At 60.4% G+C, this 17,519-nt stretch carries 17 protein-coding genes and 1 pseudogene; 10 read left to right on the forward strand and 8 right to left on the reverse strand.

Annotated features, from left to right (window positions below; all coding sequences use genetic code 11):
* The first annotated feature begins 107 nt into the window (after window positions 1–107).
* The gene (locus ACRESH_RS18225; RefSeq protein ID WP_431743284.1) at window positions 108–656 is read left to right on the forward strand and encodes a tyrosine-type recombinase/integrase; all 549 of its coding nucleotides are present in this window, start codon (window positions 108–110) and stop codon (window positions 654–656) included.
* A 352-nt stretch (window positions 657–1,008) separates the two neighbouring features.
* Here ACRESH_RS18225 and ACRESH_RS18230 read toward each other — a convergent pair whose 3' ends face one another.
* Together ACRESH_RS18230 and ACRESH_RS18235 are read right to left on the reverse strand one after the other, a co-directional pair.
* Window positions 1,009–1,299, reverse strand: coding sequence for a hypothetical protein (locus ACRESH_RS18230; RefSeq protein WP_431743285.1), 291 nt, complete (start codon window positions 1,297–1,299; stop codon window positions 1,009–1,011).
* A gap of 314 nt (window positions 1,300–1,613) precedes the next feature.
* Window positions 1,614–2,561 carry a LysR family transcriptional regulator gene (locus ACRESH_RS18235; RefSeq protein ID WP_431743286.1) on the reverse strand — a complete coding sequence of 316 codons (948 nt, stop codon included), beginning with the start codon at window positions 2,559–2,561 and terminating at the stop codon, window positions 1,614–1,616.
* Between the two features lie 137 nt (window positions 2,562–2,698).
* Between ACRESH_RS18235 and ACRESH_RS18240 the strand changes: the two genes are divergently transcribed.
* A complete protein-coding gene (locus ACRESH_RS18240; protein WP_431743287.1) occupies window positions 2,699–4,225 on the forward strand; it encodes a CoA-acylating methylmalonate-semialdehyde dehydrogenase in 1,527 nt (508 codons plus the stop codon).
* A gap of 10 nt (window positions 4,226–4,235) precedes the next feature.
* Window positions 4,236–5,123 (forward strand): 3-hydroxyisobutyrate dehydrogenase, encoded by an 888-nt coding sequence (mmsB, locus tag ACRESH_RS18245; RefSeq protein ID WP_431743288.1) that lies wholly within the window; start codon window positions 4,236–4,238, stop codon window positions 5,121–5,123.
* Between the two features lie 102 nt (window positions 5,124–5,225).
* Here mmsB and ACRESH_RS18250 read toward each other — a convergent pair whose 3' ends face one another.
* Both ACRESH_RS18250 and ACRESH_RS18255 read right to left on the reverse strand, forming a co-directional pair.
* Window positions 5,226–5,570, reverse strand: a complete 345-nt coding sequence (locus tag ACRESH_RS18250; RefSeq protein WP_038614945.1) for a cupin domain-containing protein — start codon at window positions 5,568–5,570, stop codon at window positions 5,226–5,228.
* Between the two features lie 100 nt (window positions 5,571–5,670).
* Window positions 5,671–5,985 carry a putative quinol monooxygenase gene (locus ACRESH_RS18255; RefSeq protein WP_431743289.1) on the reverse strand — a complete coding sequence of 105 codons (315 nt, stop codon included), beginning with the start codon at window positions 5,983–5,985 and terminating at the stop codon, window positions 5,671–5,673.
* Window positions 5,986–6,182: 197 nt separating this feature from the next.
* Between ACRESH_RS18255 and ACRESH_RS18260 the strand changes: the two genes are divergently transcribed.
* From ACRESH_RS18260 to ggt, 3 genes are all read left to right on the forward strand, one after another.
* Window positions 6,183–6,773 carry an NAD(P)H-dependent oxidoreductase gene (locus ACRESH_RS18260; RefSeq protein WP_431743290.1) on the forward strand — a complete coding sequence of 197 codons (591 nt, stop codon included), beginning with the start codon at window positions 6,183–6,185 and terminating at the stop codon, window positions 6,771–6,773.
* Window positions 6,774–6,840: 67 nt separating this feature from the next.
* On the forward strand, window positions 6,841–7,737 hold the full coding sequence (locus ACRESH_RS18265; protein WP_431743291.1) for a LysR substrate-binding domain-containing protein: 897 nt from the start codon (window positions 6,841–6,843) through the stop codon (window positions 7,735–7,737).
* A gap of 118 nt (window positions 7,738–7,855) precedes the next feature.
* On the forward strand, window positions 7,856–9,523 hold the full coding sequence (ggt, locus tag ACRESH_RS18270; RefSeq protein ID WP_431743292.1) for a gamma-glutamyltransferase: 1,668 nt from the start codon (window positions 7,856–7,858) through the stop codon (window positions 9,521–9,523).
* Window positions 9,524–9,633: 110 nt separating this feature from the next.
* Here the strand turns inward: ggt and ACRESH_RS18275 are convergent, their stop codons facing one another.
* The 3 genes and pseudogenes from ACRESH_RS18275 to ypfJ all read right to left on the reverse strand — a co-directional run bounded on the left by ACRESH_RS18275 (window position 9,634) and on the right by ypfJ (window position 12,635).
* The gene (locus ACRESH_RS18275) at window positions 9,634–10,497 is read right to left on the reverse strand and encodes a methyl-accepting chemotaxis protein (protein ID WP_431743323.1); all 864 of its coding nucleotides are present in this window, start codon (window positions 10,495–10,497) and stop codon (window positions 9,634–9,636) included.
* Window positions 10,489–11,589 (reverse strand): annotated as a pseudogene (locus ACRESH_RS18280) (methyl-accepting chemotaxis protein); the annotation flags it as partial. The gene ACRESH_RS18275 and the pseudogene ACRESH_RS18280, both read right to left, overlap by 9 nt.
* Before the next feature lie 164 nt (window positions 11,590–11,753).
* Window positions 11,754–12,635 carry a KPN_02809 family neutral zinc metallopeptidase gene (ypfJ, locus tag ACRESH_RS18285; protein ID WP_431743293.1) on the reverse strand — a complete coding sequence of 294 codons (882 nt, stop codon included), beginning with the start codon at window positions 12,633–12,635 and terminating at the stop codon, window positions 11,754–11,756.
* A 199-nt stretch (window positions 12,636–12,834) separates the two neighbouring features.
* Between ypfJ and pcaH the strand changes: the two genes are divergently transcribed.
* The 4 genes from pcaH (at window position 12,835) to ACRESH_RS18305 (ending at window position 16,017) form a co-directional block, all read left to right on the forward strand.
* Entirely contained in the window at window positions 12,835–13,554 is a 720-nt protein-coding gene (gene pcaH, locus ACRESH_RS18290) for a protocatechuate 3,4-dioxygenase subunit beta (RefSeq protein WP_431743294.1), read from the forward strand.
* 11 nt (window positions 13,555–13,565) lie between these two features.
* Window positions 13,566–14,171: a protocatechuate 3,4-dioxygenase subunit alpha gene (gene pcaG, locus ACRESH_RS18295; protein WP_431743295.1), complete on the forward strand. Its 606-nt coding sequence runs from the start codon at window positions 13,566–13,568 to the stop codon at window positions 14,169–14,171.
* A 108-nt stretch (window positions 14,172–14,279) separates the two neighbouring features.
* Window positions 14,280–15,056, forward strand: a complete 777-nt coding sequence (locus tag ACRESH_RS18300; RefSeq protein ID WP_431743296.1) for an IclR family transcriptional regulator — start codon at window positions 14,280–14,282, stop codon at window positions 15,054–15,056.
* A gap of 82 nt (window positions 15,057–15,138) precedes the next feature.
* Window positions 15,139–16,017 (forward strand): DMT family transporter, encoded by an 879-nt coding sequence (locus tag ACRESH_RS18305; protein WP_431743297.1) that lies wholly within the window; start codon window positions 15,139–15,141, stop codon window positions 16,015–16,017.
* On the opposite strand, the gene ACRESH_RS18310 is transcribed toward ACRESH_RS18305, so the two are convergent.
* Window positions 16,014–17,354, reverse strand: a complete 1,341-nt coding sequence (locus ACRESH_RS18310) for an MFS transporter (RefSeq protein ID WP_431743298.1) — start codon at window positions 17,352–17,354, stop codon at window positions 16,014–16,016. The genes ACRESH_RS18305 and ACRESH_RS18310 overlap by 4 nt on opposite strands.
* Between the last annotated feature and the right edge of the window lie 165 nt (window positions 17,355–17,519).

Consider the following 17,519-nt stretch of genomic DNA (forward strand, 5'->3'; position numbering starts at 1 on the left):
TTTGGATAAGAGCTTCGTTGGCGCATGAGAATCCTGGCGATAAGGGTGATCGCGTCCGCTTAAAGATAGGCGGACACCATCGCCCTTAATACGGGGATTCTGAAGGTGTGTTCGCTGGCCGCTTACAAACCTCGTGGAAGCGCTGGCTGCTTAGCCTTGGAGCAATCACAGGCGGGCGTCTAAACGAAATCTCTCAATTGACGGTAGGTGATATTCAGACCCTCTCATCTGGCATCACGGTCATTCATATCAATGAGCTGGGTGAAGGGAAGTCAATCAAGAACAAGCGCAGTGAGCGTCTGGTGCCTCTGACTGACGGTGCCTACGGATTCGACCTCACAGCGTTCTTGCGGTACGTCGATGAGTGCCGGACAGGCCCTTTGGCTCAGATTGGCTACAAGACAGCCGGTGAGTGGGTGAACCAGCAAGCAATCCCAGCTGCTTTAAAAGATTCATTTGGACCCGGCTTAACATTCCACTCACTGCGGCACTCGTTGGCGTCCTTGATGCAGGCCAAGGGCGTTCCTACGGCTTACGCACAGGCCGTAATGGGCCATGCATCGGGTACGATTACTTTTGATGTTTACGGTTCTGGAGTGCCTGTGGAGACAGTTGCGGAGATGCTTGTGGGGTTGTTCGTAGGTGATTGGCAATGACTGGATTGTTGAAAACTGTTCTGGCAGTTCCCTATCTGTACAGACGGAAAGAAGTCTTTTACCTCCGCTTGCGGACTCGGGGAGTAGCGTCAGATAGCACCACTATTTCGTTGCGCACTTTCGATAAAGCGGTAGCTACGAAAATCACTGCTGACATCTTGAAGCGACTTGAGGAGTTTCATCTTGGAGAACCCTCCGCGACATGGGAGCGACTCAAAGAAAATCTGCATGACATTGTCCAAGGTTGTTTGGTCAATGCTCACGGCGACCCCTCGCTCACAGCTTACGGGGCTGGTCGTTCAAAACCTCGTGGCTCGGATGGTTTTAATCAGGCGCCCCTCAAAAGAGCGTTTTACATCTTGTCATTCTGAAATCTGAGTGTTTTCTCCTTAAGGATGTCGAGTTCTCGCTTGGTCGCCTCAAGTTTAGAGGCAAGCTCTGCTTTGGTCGCCTCAAGCTCAGACGCATGAGTCTTCTTGATCGCCTCAAGCTTGGAGGACAGTTCGAGGCCCTGTTTAGCCAACATACTGCCAACCACGAGCTTGGAGACTAAGGCGGACAGCCCGACAATGACCACGCCAAGCCCGCCTACCGCTGCGAGTCCCGTGCCGATTATCTGCAATGCTTCTTCTTGCCAGCTCATAGGTTGCACCCTTAGAGGAAAGGCTAAGTATGGTCGATTTAACACCTGCCCCTCCCAAGGCCTTTGAGAATCTGGCAGAAAAATCTGAATGACCACCTCACTACAGGTACGTGCGCGCATCCCCCGTGGGTGCCCTCGCGTGGCCCTTAATCGCGCCTGCGTGGGTCCTTATCACGTGCCCATGCGCGCCTCTGGATGAGTGACTTTGAGGCGCTCTCAGGTGTTACAAGTCACGTATCAACCCCTGACACAAAACCTTGGCAAAGGCCTGCTGACCTCGTTACGATGCGGCCACCTGATTCCTTGAAATTCTGTCAGTCGGCAAACTGCATCTCCCGGGTCTGACCCAGCAACAACGGGCTATTCAGCTCGGTCACCTCGCGGATGTAATCCCACAACAAGGTGATCCGCTTCAACTTGCGCAAGTCCTCCCGGCAGTACATCCAAAACTGCCGGGTAATCTCCACCTCTTCAGGCAAAATCGCCACCAGGCGCGTATCCTGTGCGGCCAGAAAACACGGCAGAATCGCCAGTCCGCGACCTTGTTGCGCCGCCACATACTGGGCAATCACGCTGGTGCTGCGCAGGTTGGCGCTGGCGGCCGGAATCAGGTTGGCCAGGTACAGCAGTTCGGAACTGAAGGCCAGGTCGTCGACGTAACTGATGAATTGATGACGCGCCAGGTCGCTGCTGCGGGTGATCGGTTCGTGGCTGTCGAGGTACTCCTGGGTGGCGTACAGGCGCAGGCGGTAGTCGCACAGCTTGCAGCAGACATACGGGCCATGCTCCGGGCGCTCCAGGGCAATGACGATGTCCGCTTCGCGCTTGGACAGGCTGATGAAGTGCGGCAGCGGCAGGATGTCCACGGAGATGGCCGGATAGGCATCGACGAAATGGCTTAGCTGCGGGGTGACGAAGAAGCTGCCAAAGCCCTCGGTGCAGCCCATGCGCACATGCCCGGAAAGCGCCACGCCGGAACCTGAAACCTGCTCGCAGGCCATGTGCAGCGTACTTTCGATCGACTCGGCATAGCTGAGTAGGCGCTGGCCTTCGGCGGTCAGGACAAAGCCGTTGGTCCGCGATTTTTCGAACAGTAAGGTGCCCAGCGCCACTTCCAGCGAACTGATCCGCCGCGACACCGTGGTGTAGTCCACCCCCAGACGCTTGGCCGCGCTGCTGGCCTTGCGAGTACGGGCCACTTCGAGAAAGAACTTCAGGTCATCCCAGTTCAAGGCGCCCAGGGAGGTGATGTTTTTTTGCATGTTGGTCCGGCTTTTATGTGCGTTTTTATTGGATCTTTGCACATCTATACTCCAAAACAACCCCTAGACCCAAGCGTCCGTCGAGGCTGCCCCGGCGACGTCGATCTCTCCCTAACAACAATTTCAGGAGAACGCCCATGAACGCAACCCTCACTCCCGGCCAGACCAAGGTCGAGCAGGTCAAGCTGCTGATCGACGGCCAGTGGGTCGAATCGAAAACCAGCGAATGGCGTGACGTGGTCAACCCGGCCACCCAGCAAGTGCTGGCTCGCGTGCCGTTCGCCACTGCCGAAGAAGTCGATGCCGCCATCGCCGCCGGCCAACGTGCCTTCCAGACCTGGCGCGACACCCCGATCGGCGCGCGCATGCGCATCATGCTCAAGCTGCAGGCGCTGATCCGTGAACACTCCAAACGCATTGCCGTGGTCCTCAGTGCCGAGCAGGGCAAAACCATTGCCGACGCCGAAGGCGATATCTTCCGCGGCCTGGAAGTGGTCGAGCACGCTTGCAGCATCGGTAGCCTGAAGATGGGCGAGTTCGCCGAGAACGTCGCCAGTGGTGTCGATACTTACACCCTGCGCCAACCCATTGGTGTCTGCGCCGGTATCACCCCGTTCAACTTCCCGGCCATGATTCCGCTGTGGATGTTCCCGATGGCCATCGTCTGCGGCAACACCTTCGTACTCAAGCCGTCCGAACAGGATCCGCTGTCGACCATGATGCTGGTGGAGCTGGCGCTGGAAGCTGGTGTACCGGCTGGCGTGCTCAACGTCGTACACGGTGGCAAGCAGGTGGTCGATGCCCTGTGTACCCACCCGGATATCAAGGCAATCTCCTTCGTCGGCTCCACCGAGGTCGGCACCCACGTCTACAACCTCGCTGGCCAGCACGGCAAGCGTGTGCAGTCGATGATGGGGGCGAAGAACCACGCGGTGGTCCTGCCTGACGCCAACCGTACCCAGACCCTCAATGCCCTGGTCGGTGCCGGCTTCGGTGCGGCCGGTCAGCGTTGCATGGCCACCTCGGTGGCGGTGCTGGTGGGCAAGGCGCGCGAGTGGCTGCCGGAACTTAAAGAGCTGGCCGCCAACCTCAAGGTCAACGCTGGCAGTGAGCCGGGCACCGATGTCGGCCCGCTGATTTCCAAGCGTGCCAAGGAGCGCGTGCTGGGCCTGATCGAAAGCGGTATCAAGGAAGGCGCCAAGCTTGAGCTCGATGGTCGTGAGGTGAGCGTGCCGGGTTACGAGCAAGGCAACTTCGTCGGCCCGACCCTGTTCTCCGGGGTGACCACTGACATGCAGATCTACACCCAGGAAATTTTCGGCCCGGTGCTGGTGGTGCTGGAGGTCGAAACCCTCGACGAGGCCATCGCCCTGGTCAACCGCAACCCCTTTGGTAACGGCACCGGCCTGTTTACCCAGAGCGGCGCTGCGGCGCGCAAGTTCCAGAACGAAATCGACGTCGGCCAGGTCGGTATCAACATCCCGATTCCGGTACCGGTGCCGTTCTTCAGCTTCACCGGTTCCCGTGGTTCCAAACTCGGCGACCTGGGCCCGTACGGCAAGCAAGTGGTGCAGTTCTACACTCAGACCAAGACTGTCACCAGCCGCTGGTTCGATGACGACAGCGTCAACGACGGTGTGAACACCACCATCAGCCTGCGCTAAGGAGCTCATCATGCGTATTGCATTTATCGGCTTGGGCAATATGGGTGCGCCAATGGCGCGCAACCTGATCAAGGCCGGGCATCAACTGCAGCTGTTCGACCTGAACAAGACCGTGCTGGCCGAGCTTGCCGAACTCGGTGGGCAGATCAGCAGCTCGCCGCGCGATGCCGCGCAGCAGAGTGATATGGTCATCACTATGCTGCCAGCTGCCGCTCATGTGCGTGCTGTGTACCTGAACGAAGACGGCGTGCTGGCGGGTGTGCGAGCCGGCACCCCGGTGGTCGAGTGCAGCACGATTGATCCGCAGACCGCCCGTGATGTATCGGCGGCCGCGGCGAAGCAGGGTGTGGACCTGGCCGACGCGCCGGTGTCCGGTGGCACTGGTGGTGCGGCGGCAGGCACCCTGACCTTCATGGTGGGCGCCAGCGATAAGCTGTTCGCCACGCTGCAGCCGGTGCTGGCGCAGATGGGCCGCAACATCGTGCATTGTGGTGAGGTAGGGACCGGGCAGATCGCCAAGATCTGCAACAACCTGCTGCTGGGCATCTCGATGATCGGTGTGTCGGAAGCCATGGCCCTGGGCAATGCCCTGGGCATCGATACCAAAGTGCTGGCGGGCATCATCAACAGCTCCACCGGGCGTTGCTGGAGTTCGGACACCTACAACCCGTGGCCGGGCATCATCGAAACGGCTCCGGCCTCGCGTGGCTACACCGGCGGTTTCGGTGCCGAGCTGATGCTCAAGGACCTGGGCCTGGCCACCGAGGCGGCGCGTCAGGCGCACCAGCCGGTGATCCTCGGTGCCGTGGCGCAACAGCTGTACCAGGCCATGAGCCTGCGCGGTGACGGCGGCAAGGATTTCTCGGCGATTGTCGAAGGCTATCGCAAGCCCGAGTAAAAGAGCATCGCCAGCAAGGCTGGCTCCTACAGGTACTGCGCACACCTGATTCTGTAGGAGCTGGCCTTGCCAGCGATGGGCTGCGCAGCAGCCCTGAGATCGTCAGGCAAAAACGAAGTATTTGCGCACCGTCTCGACCACCTCCCAGGTGCCTTTCATCCCCGGTTCGATGACGAACACGTCCCCCGCTTTCAGATGCACCGGCTGCTCACCTTCAGGGGTGATCACGCAGTAGCCGTCGAGGAAATGGCAGTACTCCCACTTCTCGTAGTTCACTTCGAACTTGCCCGGGGTACAGATCCAGGTGCCCATGATCTTGCTGCCATCCTCGGACAGGTAGGCATTGAGGTTCACCGTGTGCGGGTCGCCGCCGATGCGCTTCCACTTGGTTGCGTTCAGCACGGGGGTAGGGCAGGTGTCGCGCAGGACAGTGATGAAATCGGACATGTCAGCTCCAGATGATCTGATGAGAGGTCCGTCACCATAGGTCCGATCTAACCTTGGGAGTTGTCTGGGGTCGACGTCAAGCGCTCGATCTGCGCCTCACTCAACGGCTAGCGGAGGACGGGCTGAGCATTTCGATCGGTTGAATGTCGAAGTCGCGTTCCAGGTAGTCCATGCGCTTTTCGAAGAACTGCTGCATGTGCGGCAGGGCCGAGTGCACGTCCAGGGCGGCCTTGCTGGCCCAGATCTCGTAGAACACAAACAGGCTCGGGTCTGCCTTGTCGCGCAGCATGTGGTATTCGATGCAGCCGGGCTCGGCACGGCTCGGTTCGACATAGGCGCGGAACAGCGCTTCGAAGGCCTCGGCTTTATGCGGATGGGTCTTGGCTTTGAGAATGAAGCCGTAGGGTTCGCTCATGAGGTCGACCTCTGGTTGGGGAGGACCTGATTTTATTTCAATAATGTGCTTGTCATTCGTGCTTTTAAGTCAAAAGTATTTTGCGCCGACGACGGTGTTTCCAACACTGTGCATCCCCTAATCTGCCGCCATCCAAATTCACCCGATCCCGGCCGTCGCAGACACCGCAGTGGATCGAACGACAGATGAGGCAAGCGATGAAAAAAGTCCTGTTGCTCAACGGCGGTAAAAAGTTCGCCCATTCCGATGGCCGCCTGAACGAGACCCTGCACGAGGCCGCCCTGGCATTGCTCGACCGTGCCGGTTTCGACATCAAGACCACTTACATCGACGGCGGTTACGACAACGCTGAAGAAGTGCAGAAATTTCTCTGGGCCGACGTGATCATCTATCAGATGCCGGGCTGGTGGATGGGCGCGCCCTGGACCGTGAAACAGTACCTGGATGAAGTCTTTACCGCCGGTCACGGTAGCCTCTACGCCAGTGACGGCCGCACCCGCTCCGATGCTTCGCAAAAGTACGGCAGCGGCGGTCTGATCCACGGCAAGCAGTACCTGCTCTCGCTGACCTGGAACGCGCCGCAGCAGGCGTTCGATGACCCGAGCGATTTCTTCGAAGGCAAGGGCGTGGATGCGGTGTATTTCCCGTTCCATAAGGCCAACCAGTTCCTCGGCATGAGCGGTCTGCCAACCTATTTGGCTGTGGATGTGATGAAACGCCCAAACGTCGAGGCCGCGGTAGCCGCCTATGAGCAGCACCTGGCCCGGGTTTTCCAGATACAGGCCTGATGAATCCTTGCGTTGACCGCGCCAAGCGGCTATCTATCACGGCTGTCGCTCACCCCGGGGTACAGCTGTGAAAGCCAGGTCCGATGAATTGCAGGTGTTCGTCTCGGTAATCGAGTGCGGCTCGATTAGCGCTGCCGCCGAGCAAGGCGGGCAAACGCCCTCGGCGATCAGCCGGACCCTGTCGCGCCTGGAAGCCAAGCTCGGCACTACGCTGATCAACCGCACCACCCGGCGCATGGACCTGACCGAAGAAGGACGGTTCTTCTTCGAGCGGGCCAAGTCGATCCTGCAGCAGATGGATGAGCTCGAAGAGCAGCTGTCGGTGCACCACCAGACGCCTTGCGGACGTCTGCGGATCAATGCCGCCTTGCCTTTCATGCTGCATGCCATCGTGCCCTGGATTGGCGAGTTTCGTGCGCTGTACCCGCAGATTCAGCTGGAGCTCAACACCAGTGACCTGATCATCGACCTGATCGAGCAAAGCACTGATGTTGCCATCCGCATCGGCGAACTGGCCGACTCCAGCCTGCATGCCCGTTCCCTTGGCTGCAGTCCGTTGAATGTACTGGCCAGTCCCGAGTACCTGGCGCGTCACGGTACACCCGAGCGGGTCGAAGACTTGCAAGCGCATTCGCTACTCGGCTTTACCCAGACCGAAACCCTCAACCATTGGCCGCTACGTCATGTCGAAGGTGATCGCCTGCTGATTCGCCCGAGCCTGTCGGCTTCCAGCGGTGAGACCGTGCGCGAACTGGCCCTGGCCGGCGAGGGCATCGCCTGCCTGTCGCACTTCATGACCCATGAAGATATCCGCGCCGGTCGTCTGCAGGTGGTTCTACCCGAGCACAACAGCGGTTATCGCCAGCCGATCAACGCGGTGTACTACCGCAACTCGCAGTTGGCCCTGCGCATCCAGTGCTTCCTCGATTTCATCCAGCACAAGTTGGCGATCTACGCCTGCTGAACGCTCCCGCTGCGACAGGACTTTCCTGCGAGCGGCGATTTCTTCCTATGGTGTTTGATTACTTTTCGGACATAAGCCTTAATGGCTGTTCAACGAAAACAACACCAAGGAAGCTCTCATGCGCGTTGTGATGTTTCGAACCCTGGGCCTGAGTGCCGCGATAATCGCCAGTTCATCGGCTTACGCGGTGACGTTGGACGGTGGTGCAGTGGCCGCCCCCGATCAATATGGTGCACAGGTAGCCGCCGAAGTTCTCAAGAAAGGCGGTAACGCGGTAGACGCCGCTGTCGCCACCGCCTTCACCCTGGCCGTGACCTACCCCGAAGCCGGCAACATTGGCGGCGGCGGTTTCATGACCCTGTACATGGATGGCAAACCCTACTTCCTCGACTACCGCGAAGTGGCGCCCAAGGCTGCCAGCCGCAACATGTACCTGGATGAAAAGGGCGAGATCATCGAGAACCTGAGCCTGGTCGGTGCCCGTGCCGCTGGTGTGCCGGGTACGGTAATGGGCTTGTGGGAGGCGCATCAGAAGTTCGGCAAGCTGCCTTGGGCCGAGTTGATCACCCCGGCAGTGGGCTACGCGAAGAACGGCTTCAAGATCGCCGCCAAGCAGTACCAGTACCGCGAAGATGCCCTCGGCCTGTTCAAGGACAGCACCAACTTCAACGACTACTTCGGCACCATGAAAGTCGGCGAGACCTTCAAGCAGCCGGAGCTGGCGCAAACCCTGGAGCGCATTGCCGACAAGGGTGTCAGCGAGTTCTACCAGGGCAAGACCGCCGACCTGCTGGTTGCGCAGATGCAGGCCGACAAGGGCCTGATCAGCAAAGACGACCTCAAGGATTACAAAGCGCTGTGGCGTGAGCCGATGGGCATCGAGTGGCGCGGCAATATGGTTTACACCGCACCGCTGCCAAGCTCCGGCGGGGTGGCGCTGGCGCAGCTGCTGGGCATCAAGGAAAACCGAGCGGCCGATTTCAAGGGTGTCGAGCTGAACTCGGCGCGCTATATCCACCTGCTGGCGGAAATCGAGAAGCGGGTGTTCGCTGACCGTGCCGACTACCTGGGCGACCCGGATTTTTCCAAGGTGCCGGTGGATCAGCTGATCGCCAAAGACTACATCGCCAAGCGTGCCCAGGAGGTCAACCCGACTGCCATCTCGGCAACCGAGAAAGTCCGCCCTGGCCTGGAACCGCATCAGACCACGCACTTCTCCATCGTCGACAAGCAGGGTAACGCGGTCAGTAACACCTACACCCTGAACTGGGACTACGGCAGTGGTGTGGTGGTCAAGGGCGCAGGCTTCCTGCTCAACGACGAGATGGACGACTTCAGCTCCAAGCCGGGTGTGGCCAACGCCTTCGGCGTGGTTGGCGGCGACGCCAATGCCATTGAACCGGGCAAGCGCATGCTCTCGTCCATGGCTCCGACCCTGGTCACCCGTGATGGCCAGGTCACTCTGGTGCTAGGTACGCCGGGCGGTTCGCGGATCTTCACCTCGATCTTCCAGGTGCTGAACAACCTGTATGACTACAACCTGCCGCTGGAGAAAGCCGTGGCCGCGCAGCGCGTTCATCACCAGTTGCTGCCTAAGGACACCATCTACTTCGACGCTTATGCACCGCTGACTGGCAAGGTCGCGGACGAGCTGAAGAAGATGGGCTACACCCCGGAGGATCAGGGTTGGGAGATGGGTGATATCCAGGCCATCCGGGTGAATGGTACGGTGCTGGAGACCGCTTCCGATCCACGTGGTCGTGGGGTAGGGCAGGTCGTTAAGTAAGCGGAGTCGGTGGGAGCGGATTCATCCGCGAAGGACTGCGCAGCAGGCCCAGCCCTTGGGGCCGCGTTGCGGCCCTTCGCGGATGAATCCGCTCCCACACCAATCAACGGTCAGACGCGGAAGTGGCTGACCATGGTCTGCAACTGATTACCTAGCCGCGCCAACTCGACACTGGAGGCCGCCGTTTCATCGCTGGCCGCCGCTGTCTGTTCCGACACATCGCGCACGTTGATGATGCTGCGGCTGATCTGCTCGGCCACCGCGCTCTGCTGTTCCGCTGCCGCCGCGATCTGCTGGTTCATCGACTGAATGTTCGACACTGTGCGGGTGATGCTTTCCAGTGAGGCGCCGGCCTTGCGGGTCAGCTCGACACTGCTGTCGGTCAGGTTGCGGCTGCCGAGCATTACATTGGCCACTTGCTGAGTCCCGCTCTGCAGGCCGGCGACAAGCTCTTCAATCTCTTCGGTGGACTTCTGCGTGCGCTGGGCCAGGCCGCGAACCTCGTCGGCAACCACGGCAAAGCCACGTCCGGCTTCACCGGCACGAGCCGCTTCGATGGCGGCGTTGAGCGCCAGCAGGTTGGTCTGTTCGGCCACCGACTTGATCACATCCATGACGCTGCCGATCTTCTGGCTTTCCTGCTGCAACAGGCCCATGGCTTCGGTGGAACGGTGCACTTCTTCGGCCAGGCGTTCGATCTGGCTGATCGCCTCGGCAACCACCTGGTCACCGGCACGCGCTTGCGCGTCGGCATCGGTGGCGGCAGACGAAGCGTGCTCGGCGTTGCGTGCGACTTCCTGCACGGTGGCGGCCATTTCGTGCATGGCCGTGGCGACCTGGTCGGTCTCGACTTTCTGGCTGTTGACCCCGGCGCTGGTTTCTTCGGTCACGGCCGACAACTCTTCGGCGGCGCTGGCGATCTGGGTGACGCCATCGCGGATGCCGCTGATCAGGTCGCGCAGGGTCGAGCCCATGCGCTGAATGCCTTGCTGCAGCACGCCCAGTTCGTCGCGACGGGTGACGCGCAAGTTGTGGGTGAGATCGCCGGCAGCGATCTTTTCCACCACGGCCAGGGTTTCGCGCAGTGGACGGGTGATCTGGCGGGTGATGATCACCGCGGCCAGCACGCCGACCAGCAAGGCCAGCAGCGTAGCAGTGAGCTGCAGAGTACGGGCCTGGGCGCTTTCGTTGTCACGGCGTTCGAGCTGAATCTTGTACAGCGCATCGCTGATCTTGACGATGGTGGCGCCTTGTACGGTCATTTCCTGGCGGGCGACGGCCACATCGGCGGTGGCATCGCGGAACTGGCGCACAGCATCACGGTAGCCCAGCACCGCGCTTTCGAACTGCTGGATGCGCGCGGCTTCGTTCGGCATCTGACGGTCCAGGCTGGCAATCTCGGCCAGGGCACCATCGAGCTGGCGCAGCGCCAGTTGTTCGGTTTCGCTGCTGATATCGGCAATGTAGCTGCGCACAGCCAGGCGCACCTGGAACAGCTGCTCCTTGGCCTGGGTGATAGTGCGGAATTGCTCCAGGCGGCTGGCGTCACCTTCAGGCAGGGCGAGGATGTCGCGGTTGATCGCCTCGACCAGCTCGATGGCGCGTGAAGCGGCCAGGTTCATCGCCTCCCGAGCGGCAAGACTGGTCTTGTAGCCGGCGCGCATCTTGTTGATCGAAACCTGATACTCGCTGATGGTCTGGCCCAGCTCCTGGAGCAACTTGACGTTCTCCGGGCTCTTGAAGCTCTTGAGCAGCTTTTGCTGCTGTTCACTGAAGGCATTCAACTTGACCTGGACATTGCCAGCGGCGGCATCGTCGCCATTGGCCAGCATGTATTGCAGGCGGGTGATCCGCAGGTTGGTCAGGTCACTGTTGAGCTGGGTGATGTCGCTCATCCAGTTGCTGCGATCGATCAGTCCACTCATGCTGTTCCAGCCGGTCAAGGCCAGCAGGCTGGTGAGCAGCAGCACCAGGCCGAAGCCCAGGCCGAGTTTCAGGTTGACGCTGATGTTGGCAATCCAGCTATTCATGCAATCCCTCCAGGAACGTTGTGGTTCTTGATCCATATCGCTGGAAGGTTGTTGTTATTTATGGCCAGCCGATGTTCTGAGCAGGGTTTATCGGCGGATTGCGTCGGAGCTGAAACGCTTTTTCAGCAAAAATGCTCAGCGGTAGTTTCTGGGTATGTCCGCGGCAGTTTCAAGGGCTGCCGCGGATCAACAGGGAGGGATTACAGCGAGCGGGCGGTGAAGGTGTCGCACTGGTTGACGTCGCCCTTGGCAAAGCCGGTTTTGAACCAGCGCACACGTTGCTGCGAGGTGCCGTGAGTGAAGGAGTCCGGTACCACCCGGCCCTGGCCCTTCTGTTGCAGGCGGTCGTCGCCGATGGCATTGGCGGCGTTCAGGGCTTCCTCGATGTCACCGGGTTCAAGCCAGTTCAGGCGTTGCTGTGCCTGGTAAGCCCAGACGCCGGCGAGGCAGTCGGCTTGCAATTCCTGACGCACCAGCAGGCCGTTGTCGCCTTCCATGCGTTCACCACGCTGGCGCGCGGCCTGGACCTTGGCCGAGACACCTAGCAGGGTCTGCACATGGTGGCCGACTTCGTGGGCGATGACGTAGGCCTGGGCGAAATCGCCAGCCGCCGAGAAGCGCTGCTCCATCTCGCGGAAGAAGCTCATGTCCAGGTAGACCTTCTGGTCGGCGGGACAATAGAACGGGCCGACAGCCGAGGAGGCGAAGCCGCAGGCCGAGTTGATCTGGCCGCTGAACAGGGTCAGGGTCGGGTCTTTGTACTGGCGCCCGGCCTGGGCGAAGATCGCCTGCCAGGTATCTTCGGTGTCGCCCAGGATAGAGGCGACGAATTCGGCCTGTTCGTCGTTGGCGGGCGGAGCCTTGCCGGTGCCGGTACTGACTGGTGCGCTTTGCTGGCCCATCTGCCCGGTCAGTTGGCCGAGGATCTGCAGCGGATCCTGCCCGGTCATCCAGCCGATGCCGACGATCAACAGGATCGCACCGATGCTCAGGCCCTTGCCACCGCCCAAGCGCATGCCGCCGCCACCCTCTCCACGGGCATCGACCACATTGTCGCTACGCCTGCCTTTTCGCCATTGCATGAGTGCTCTCCCGAGCGTGGAAACATGAGCACAGAGATTAGTTCACCGTGCGTCGCTCTGTCAGATTCCTGATAGTCACATAACCATATGGTTATGAATGACTGGCTTATTTTCAATGTTCCCCAAGCCGAACATGCCGGAAACTGCAAGCGCGCCTGCCACGCCAGGCGCTCCAACAATTCTAAAGCAGGAGAACGGCATGTCTGCGCAAGACCCTAGTCGCTTCGCTATCCGTGATCGCAACTGGCACCCGAAAGCCTTGACCCCGGATTACAAAACCTCCATTACCCGTTCGCCACGTCAGGCGTTGGTGAGCATTCCCCAGTCGATCAGCGAAAGCACAGGACCGGACTTTTCCCACCTGAAGTTTGGCCAACATGACCATGACCTGCTGCTCAACTTCAACAACGGCGGGCTGCCCATTGGTGAGCGGATCATTCTCGCCGGCCGTGTTTGTGATCAATACGGCAAACCGATCCCGCATACCCTGGTAGAAATCTGGCAAGCCAACGCTGGTGGCCGCTACCGCCACAAGAACGATCGCTACCTGGCGCCGTTGGACCCCAATTTCGGTGGTGTCGGCCGTGCCCTGAGCGACAGCGAGGGCTACTACAGTTTCCGCACCATCAAGCCGGGCCCGTACCCATGGCGTAACGGTCCGAATGACTGGCGCCCGGCGCACATTCACGTATCGATCAGCGGTCCGTCGATTGCTACCCGGTTGATCACCCAGCTGTATTTCGAAGGTGATCCGTTGATCCCGATGTGCCCGATCGTCAAATCGATCGCCAACCCTGAGGCAGTACAGAGCCTGATTGCGCGGCTGGATATGAGCAACGGTAACCCGATGGATTGCCTGGCCTATCGCTTCAACATCGTCCTGCGCGGCCAGCGCAAAACCCACTTCGAAAACTGCTGAGGAGAATCCCCATGCCTATCGAACTGCTGCCGGAAACCCCTTCGCAGACCGCTGGCCCGTATGTGCACATTGGCCTGGCTCTAGAGGCAGCCGGCAATCCGACCCGCGACCAGGGAATCTGGAACTGCATGGCCCGCCAGGATGCGCCGGGTGAACATATACTGGTGTTCGGCAACGTCTATGACGGCAACGGTCATCTGGTCAGGGATTCGTTCCTGGAGTTCTGGCAGGCAGACCACAATGGCCAATACCGGGGCGACTTCGATCTGGAACAGCCCTTCAACAGTTTTGGCCGCACCGCCACCACATTCGATGCGGGTGAGTGGACCCTGCACACCATCAAACCCGGTGTCGTGCGCAATGCCGCAGGCGTGCCGATGGCGCCGCACATCAACGTCAGCCTGTTTGCCCGGGGCATTAACATCCACCTGCAGACGCGCCTGTACTTCGATGATGAAGCCCAGGCCAACGCCCAGTGCCCGGTGCTTAACCTGATCGAGCAACCGCAGCGGCGCGAGACGCTGGTGGCTACACGTTGTGAGGTGAATGGCAAGTTGGCTTATCGCTTTGACATCCGTATCCAGGGTGAGGGTGAGACGGTGTTTTTCGACTTCTGATTTGTGTGGTCCTATCGCGGGGCTTGCTCCGCGATTACGCCTGTTCCTGTAAATTTGCGCTTTCGCCGTGGCTCTTTAAAATCGGCACAAACTTCAGGAACCATGACCATGGCCGGCAGTCAGATCGAACGCGCGTTCAGTGTTCTCGAACGCCTCACCAGCGAACCGCGCGGGTTGCCCCTGCAGACCCTGGCCGAAGAGCTGGATATTCCCAAGAGTGCAACACATCGCATGCTCGCCGAGTTGATGCGCCTGGGTTATGTGCGCCAGAACCTGGAGAGCAGCCGCTATCATCTGAGCACTCGCCTGGTGGCCATGGGTTTTCGCTATTTGGCCAGCAGCGGCGCTGACATCGTCCAGCCGATACTCGATGAGTTGGCCCAGCAGACTGGCGAGCTGGTGCGCCTGGGAGTGGTCGACGGTGACCGCCAGACATGGATCGCCAAGTCCCAGGGGGCTCGCTCGGGTCTGCGCTACGACCCGGACATGGGCCGTGATGCGCCGCTGTTCTACACCGCTTCCGGGCATGCCTGGCTGTCAAGCCTGAGCAATGCCCAGGCCTTGCTGCTGGTCGAACGCCAGGGCATTGCCAAGCGTGAAGCGTTCGGTCCCAACGCCCCAGCCTCCAATGCCGAATTGTTCGAGCGCCTGCGTCTGGCCCGGGAGCATGGCTACGCCTGGGTGGTAGAGAGTTCGGCGGTGGGCACCTCGGCACTGGCGGCAGTGGTGCGCCATCCTGTGGATGGCCATACGGTGGGTGTTCTCAGCGTTGCTGGGCCCAGCGCGCGGATGAGTGAGGCGCGCATGCACGAGTTGGCGCCGTTACTGCTGGCCGCTGCGGCGGAGTTGTCGGCAGCAAGTCCAGCGTCCGAATTGTTTGTTTAATCCCCGGCGATGTTTCTGCTTGCAATAAAAATGGAACTTGGTTCTAAATAACTGAAATTCCAGTTCCCCGAGATTGCACCGCATGCCCCGTCCCACTGCGCTCAACGATGCCAGCCAGCCACTGCGGGGCATTTTGCTGGTGGTATTGGCAACGTTCCTGTTTGCCAGCCATGACGCCCTGTCCAAGTACCTGGCCGGGTTCTATCCGATTCTCTGGGTGGTCTGGGCCCGCTACCTGGTGCACACCCTGCTGATGATGGCGATCTTCCTGCCACAGTCCGGGTTGCGCGTGTTACGCACGCGTCGGCCGGGGCTGCAGGCCTTGCGCGCACTGTGCTTGCTGGGCACCAGCCTGTTGTTTACCACCGCCTTGCAGTACATCCCGCTCGCCGAAGCCACCGCGGTCAACTTCCTTGCACCCCTGCTGGTGACGGCATTGTCATTGCCTTTGCTGGGCGAGAAGGTGACCCGTGGCCAGTGGGTGGCGGTGCTGGTGAGTTTCGTCGGGGTAACAGTGATCATCCATCCCGGAGGCGCACTGTTCACGCCCGCAGTGCTACTGCCCTTCGGTTCGGCGCTGTGTTTCTGTTTCTACCAGCTGCTGACCCGCAAGCTCAGCGGCATCGATAGCCCGACCACCAGCAACTTCTTTACCGGTGTGCTCAATACGCTGGTGATGAGTGCCATTGTGCCGATGTTCTGGCAAACCCCGAGCCTGATCCACGGATTGATGGCGGTGGCGCTCGGTACTTGCGGGATGACCGCGCACCTGTTTCTGACCCAGGCCTTCCGCCATGCCCCACCGGCCATGCTGGCGCCGTTCAGTTACTGTCAGATCGTGTTTGCCGGGATACTCGGCCTGGTGCTGTTCAGGCACAGCCCGGACATGGCCGGGCTGGTCGGTATTGCGCTGATCTGCCTCAGTGGGCTGGGCGCTGCCTGGTTGCAGCGTAAACCCTAGGCTTCGACTTTCGGCACCTTGCGTGGGGCCATCAGGTACATCCAGGCCAGGGCAATGAAGTACATGGCCGGGATCATGGTGAACAGCAAGGTGTAGTTGTTGTTGGTCGTGGTCAGGATGTAGCCCACCAACTGGGTCATGAACATCCCGCCGATGGCGGCGCACATGCCACCGAAGCCGAACACCGTACTCATCATGTGCTTGGGCGTGTAGTCCATCACCAGGCTCCAGATGTTGGCGGTCCAGGCCTGGTGTGCGGCGATTGCCAGGGAGATGGCCAATACTGCAATCCACAGGCTGCTGGCGCCCGCGGCAAAGATCACGCCGATGATGGTGACCGCGAACAGCAGCATCGACAACAGGCGAGCCTTGACCGGCGCCATGCCCCGGCCAATCAGCAACGACGAGAGAATGCCGCCGCCGACGCTGCCGAAGTCGGCGCTGATGTAGATGACGATCAGTGGAATACCCATCTGGGTCACGCTGATGCCCAGGTTGTACTGCTGGTTGAGGAAAGGCGGCAGCCAGTACAGGTAGAACCAGAACACCGGCGCGGTCATCGAGTAGGCCAGGGCGAAGGCCCAGGTGCCGCGCATGCGCAGGATTCGCGAGAAGGGCACGCGGGCCTGCTCCGGTTCCATTTCGCCCTGCACATAGGCCAGTTCTTCCTTGCTGAGCGTTGGATGGTCTTCCGGATTGAAGTACTTAAGGCTCCAGAAAATCACCCACACCAGGCCCAGTGCGCCCATGCCCATGAACGCGGCCTGCCAGCCCCAGACGGTGAGTATCAGTGGCAGCAGCATGGGGGTGAACATCGCCCCGACGTTGGTCCCGGCATTGAATATGCCGGTGGCCACTGCCCGTTCGCCGGCCGGGAACCACAAGCGGGTGGTCTTGACGCAGGCCGGGTAGTTGGCCGCTTCGGTCAGGCCGAGAATGAACCGGCAGACCATAAAGCCCACTGCCGAGGTGGCCAGGCCATGGGCACCGGTGGCCAGGCTCCAGAGCAACACGGCGCAGAAGAACACGCGCTTGACCCCAATGCGATCGATCAAGCGGCCCTGGAGGACGAAGCCGATGGCGTAGCCGACCTGGAACCAGAAGTTGATGTTGGCGTAATCCATCGCCGTCCAGCTCATTTCCTTGGCCAGGATCGGCTGCATGACGCCCAGGGCGGCGCGGTCGATGTAGTTCAGGGTGGTGGCGAAGAACACCAGGGCCAGCATGACCCAGCGGGTCTTGCCGACCGCCATGGCGCCACGGATCTTGTCGCCGATGCCGGCGTGCGGGGTGCTGGCCAGCGGCTGGGCTATGCGGGTGCTGTGCGAATGGATCATGGGAGGGTTACCCGTATTTTTATGTTTATGGGTCTAGCCTTGGTGACGCAACGCTAAGGACGCCGGGGTGCTCGGCTGTCGATTGAAACGGCAGGGGTCGAGGAGCTTTTGGCTCGTTGAGCAACTCTGCCCGGTGTCGAAATGGTGCGCCTGTGGTCAAAAAAG

This window comes from Pseudomonas sp. (assembly GCF_050739775.1).
GTDB lineage: Bacteria > Pseudomonadota > Gammaproteobacteria > Pseudomonadales > Pseudomonadaceae > Aquipseudomonas.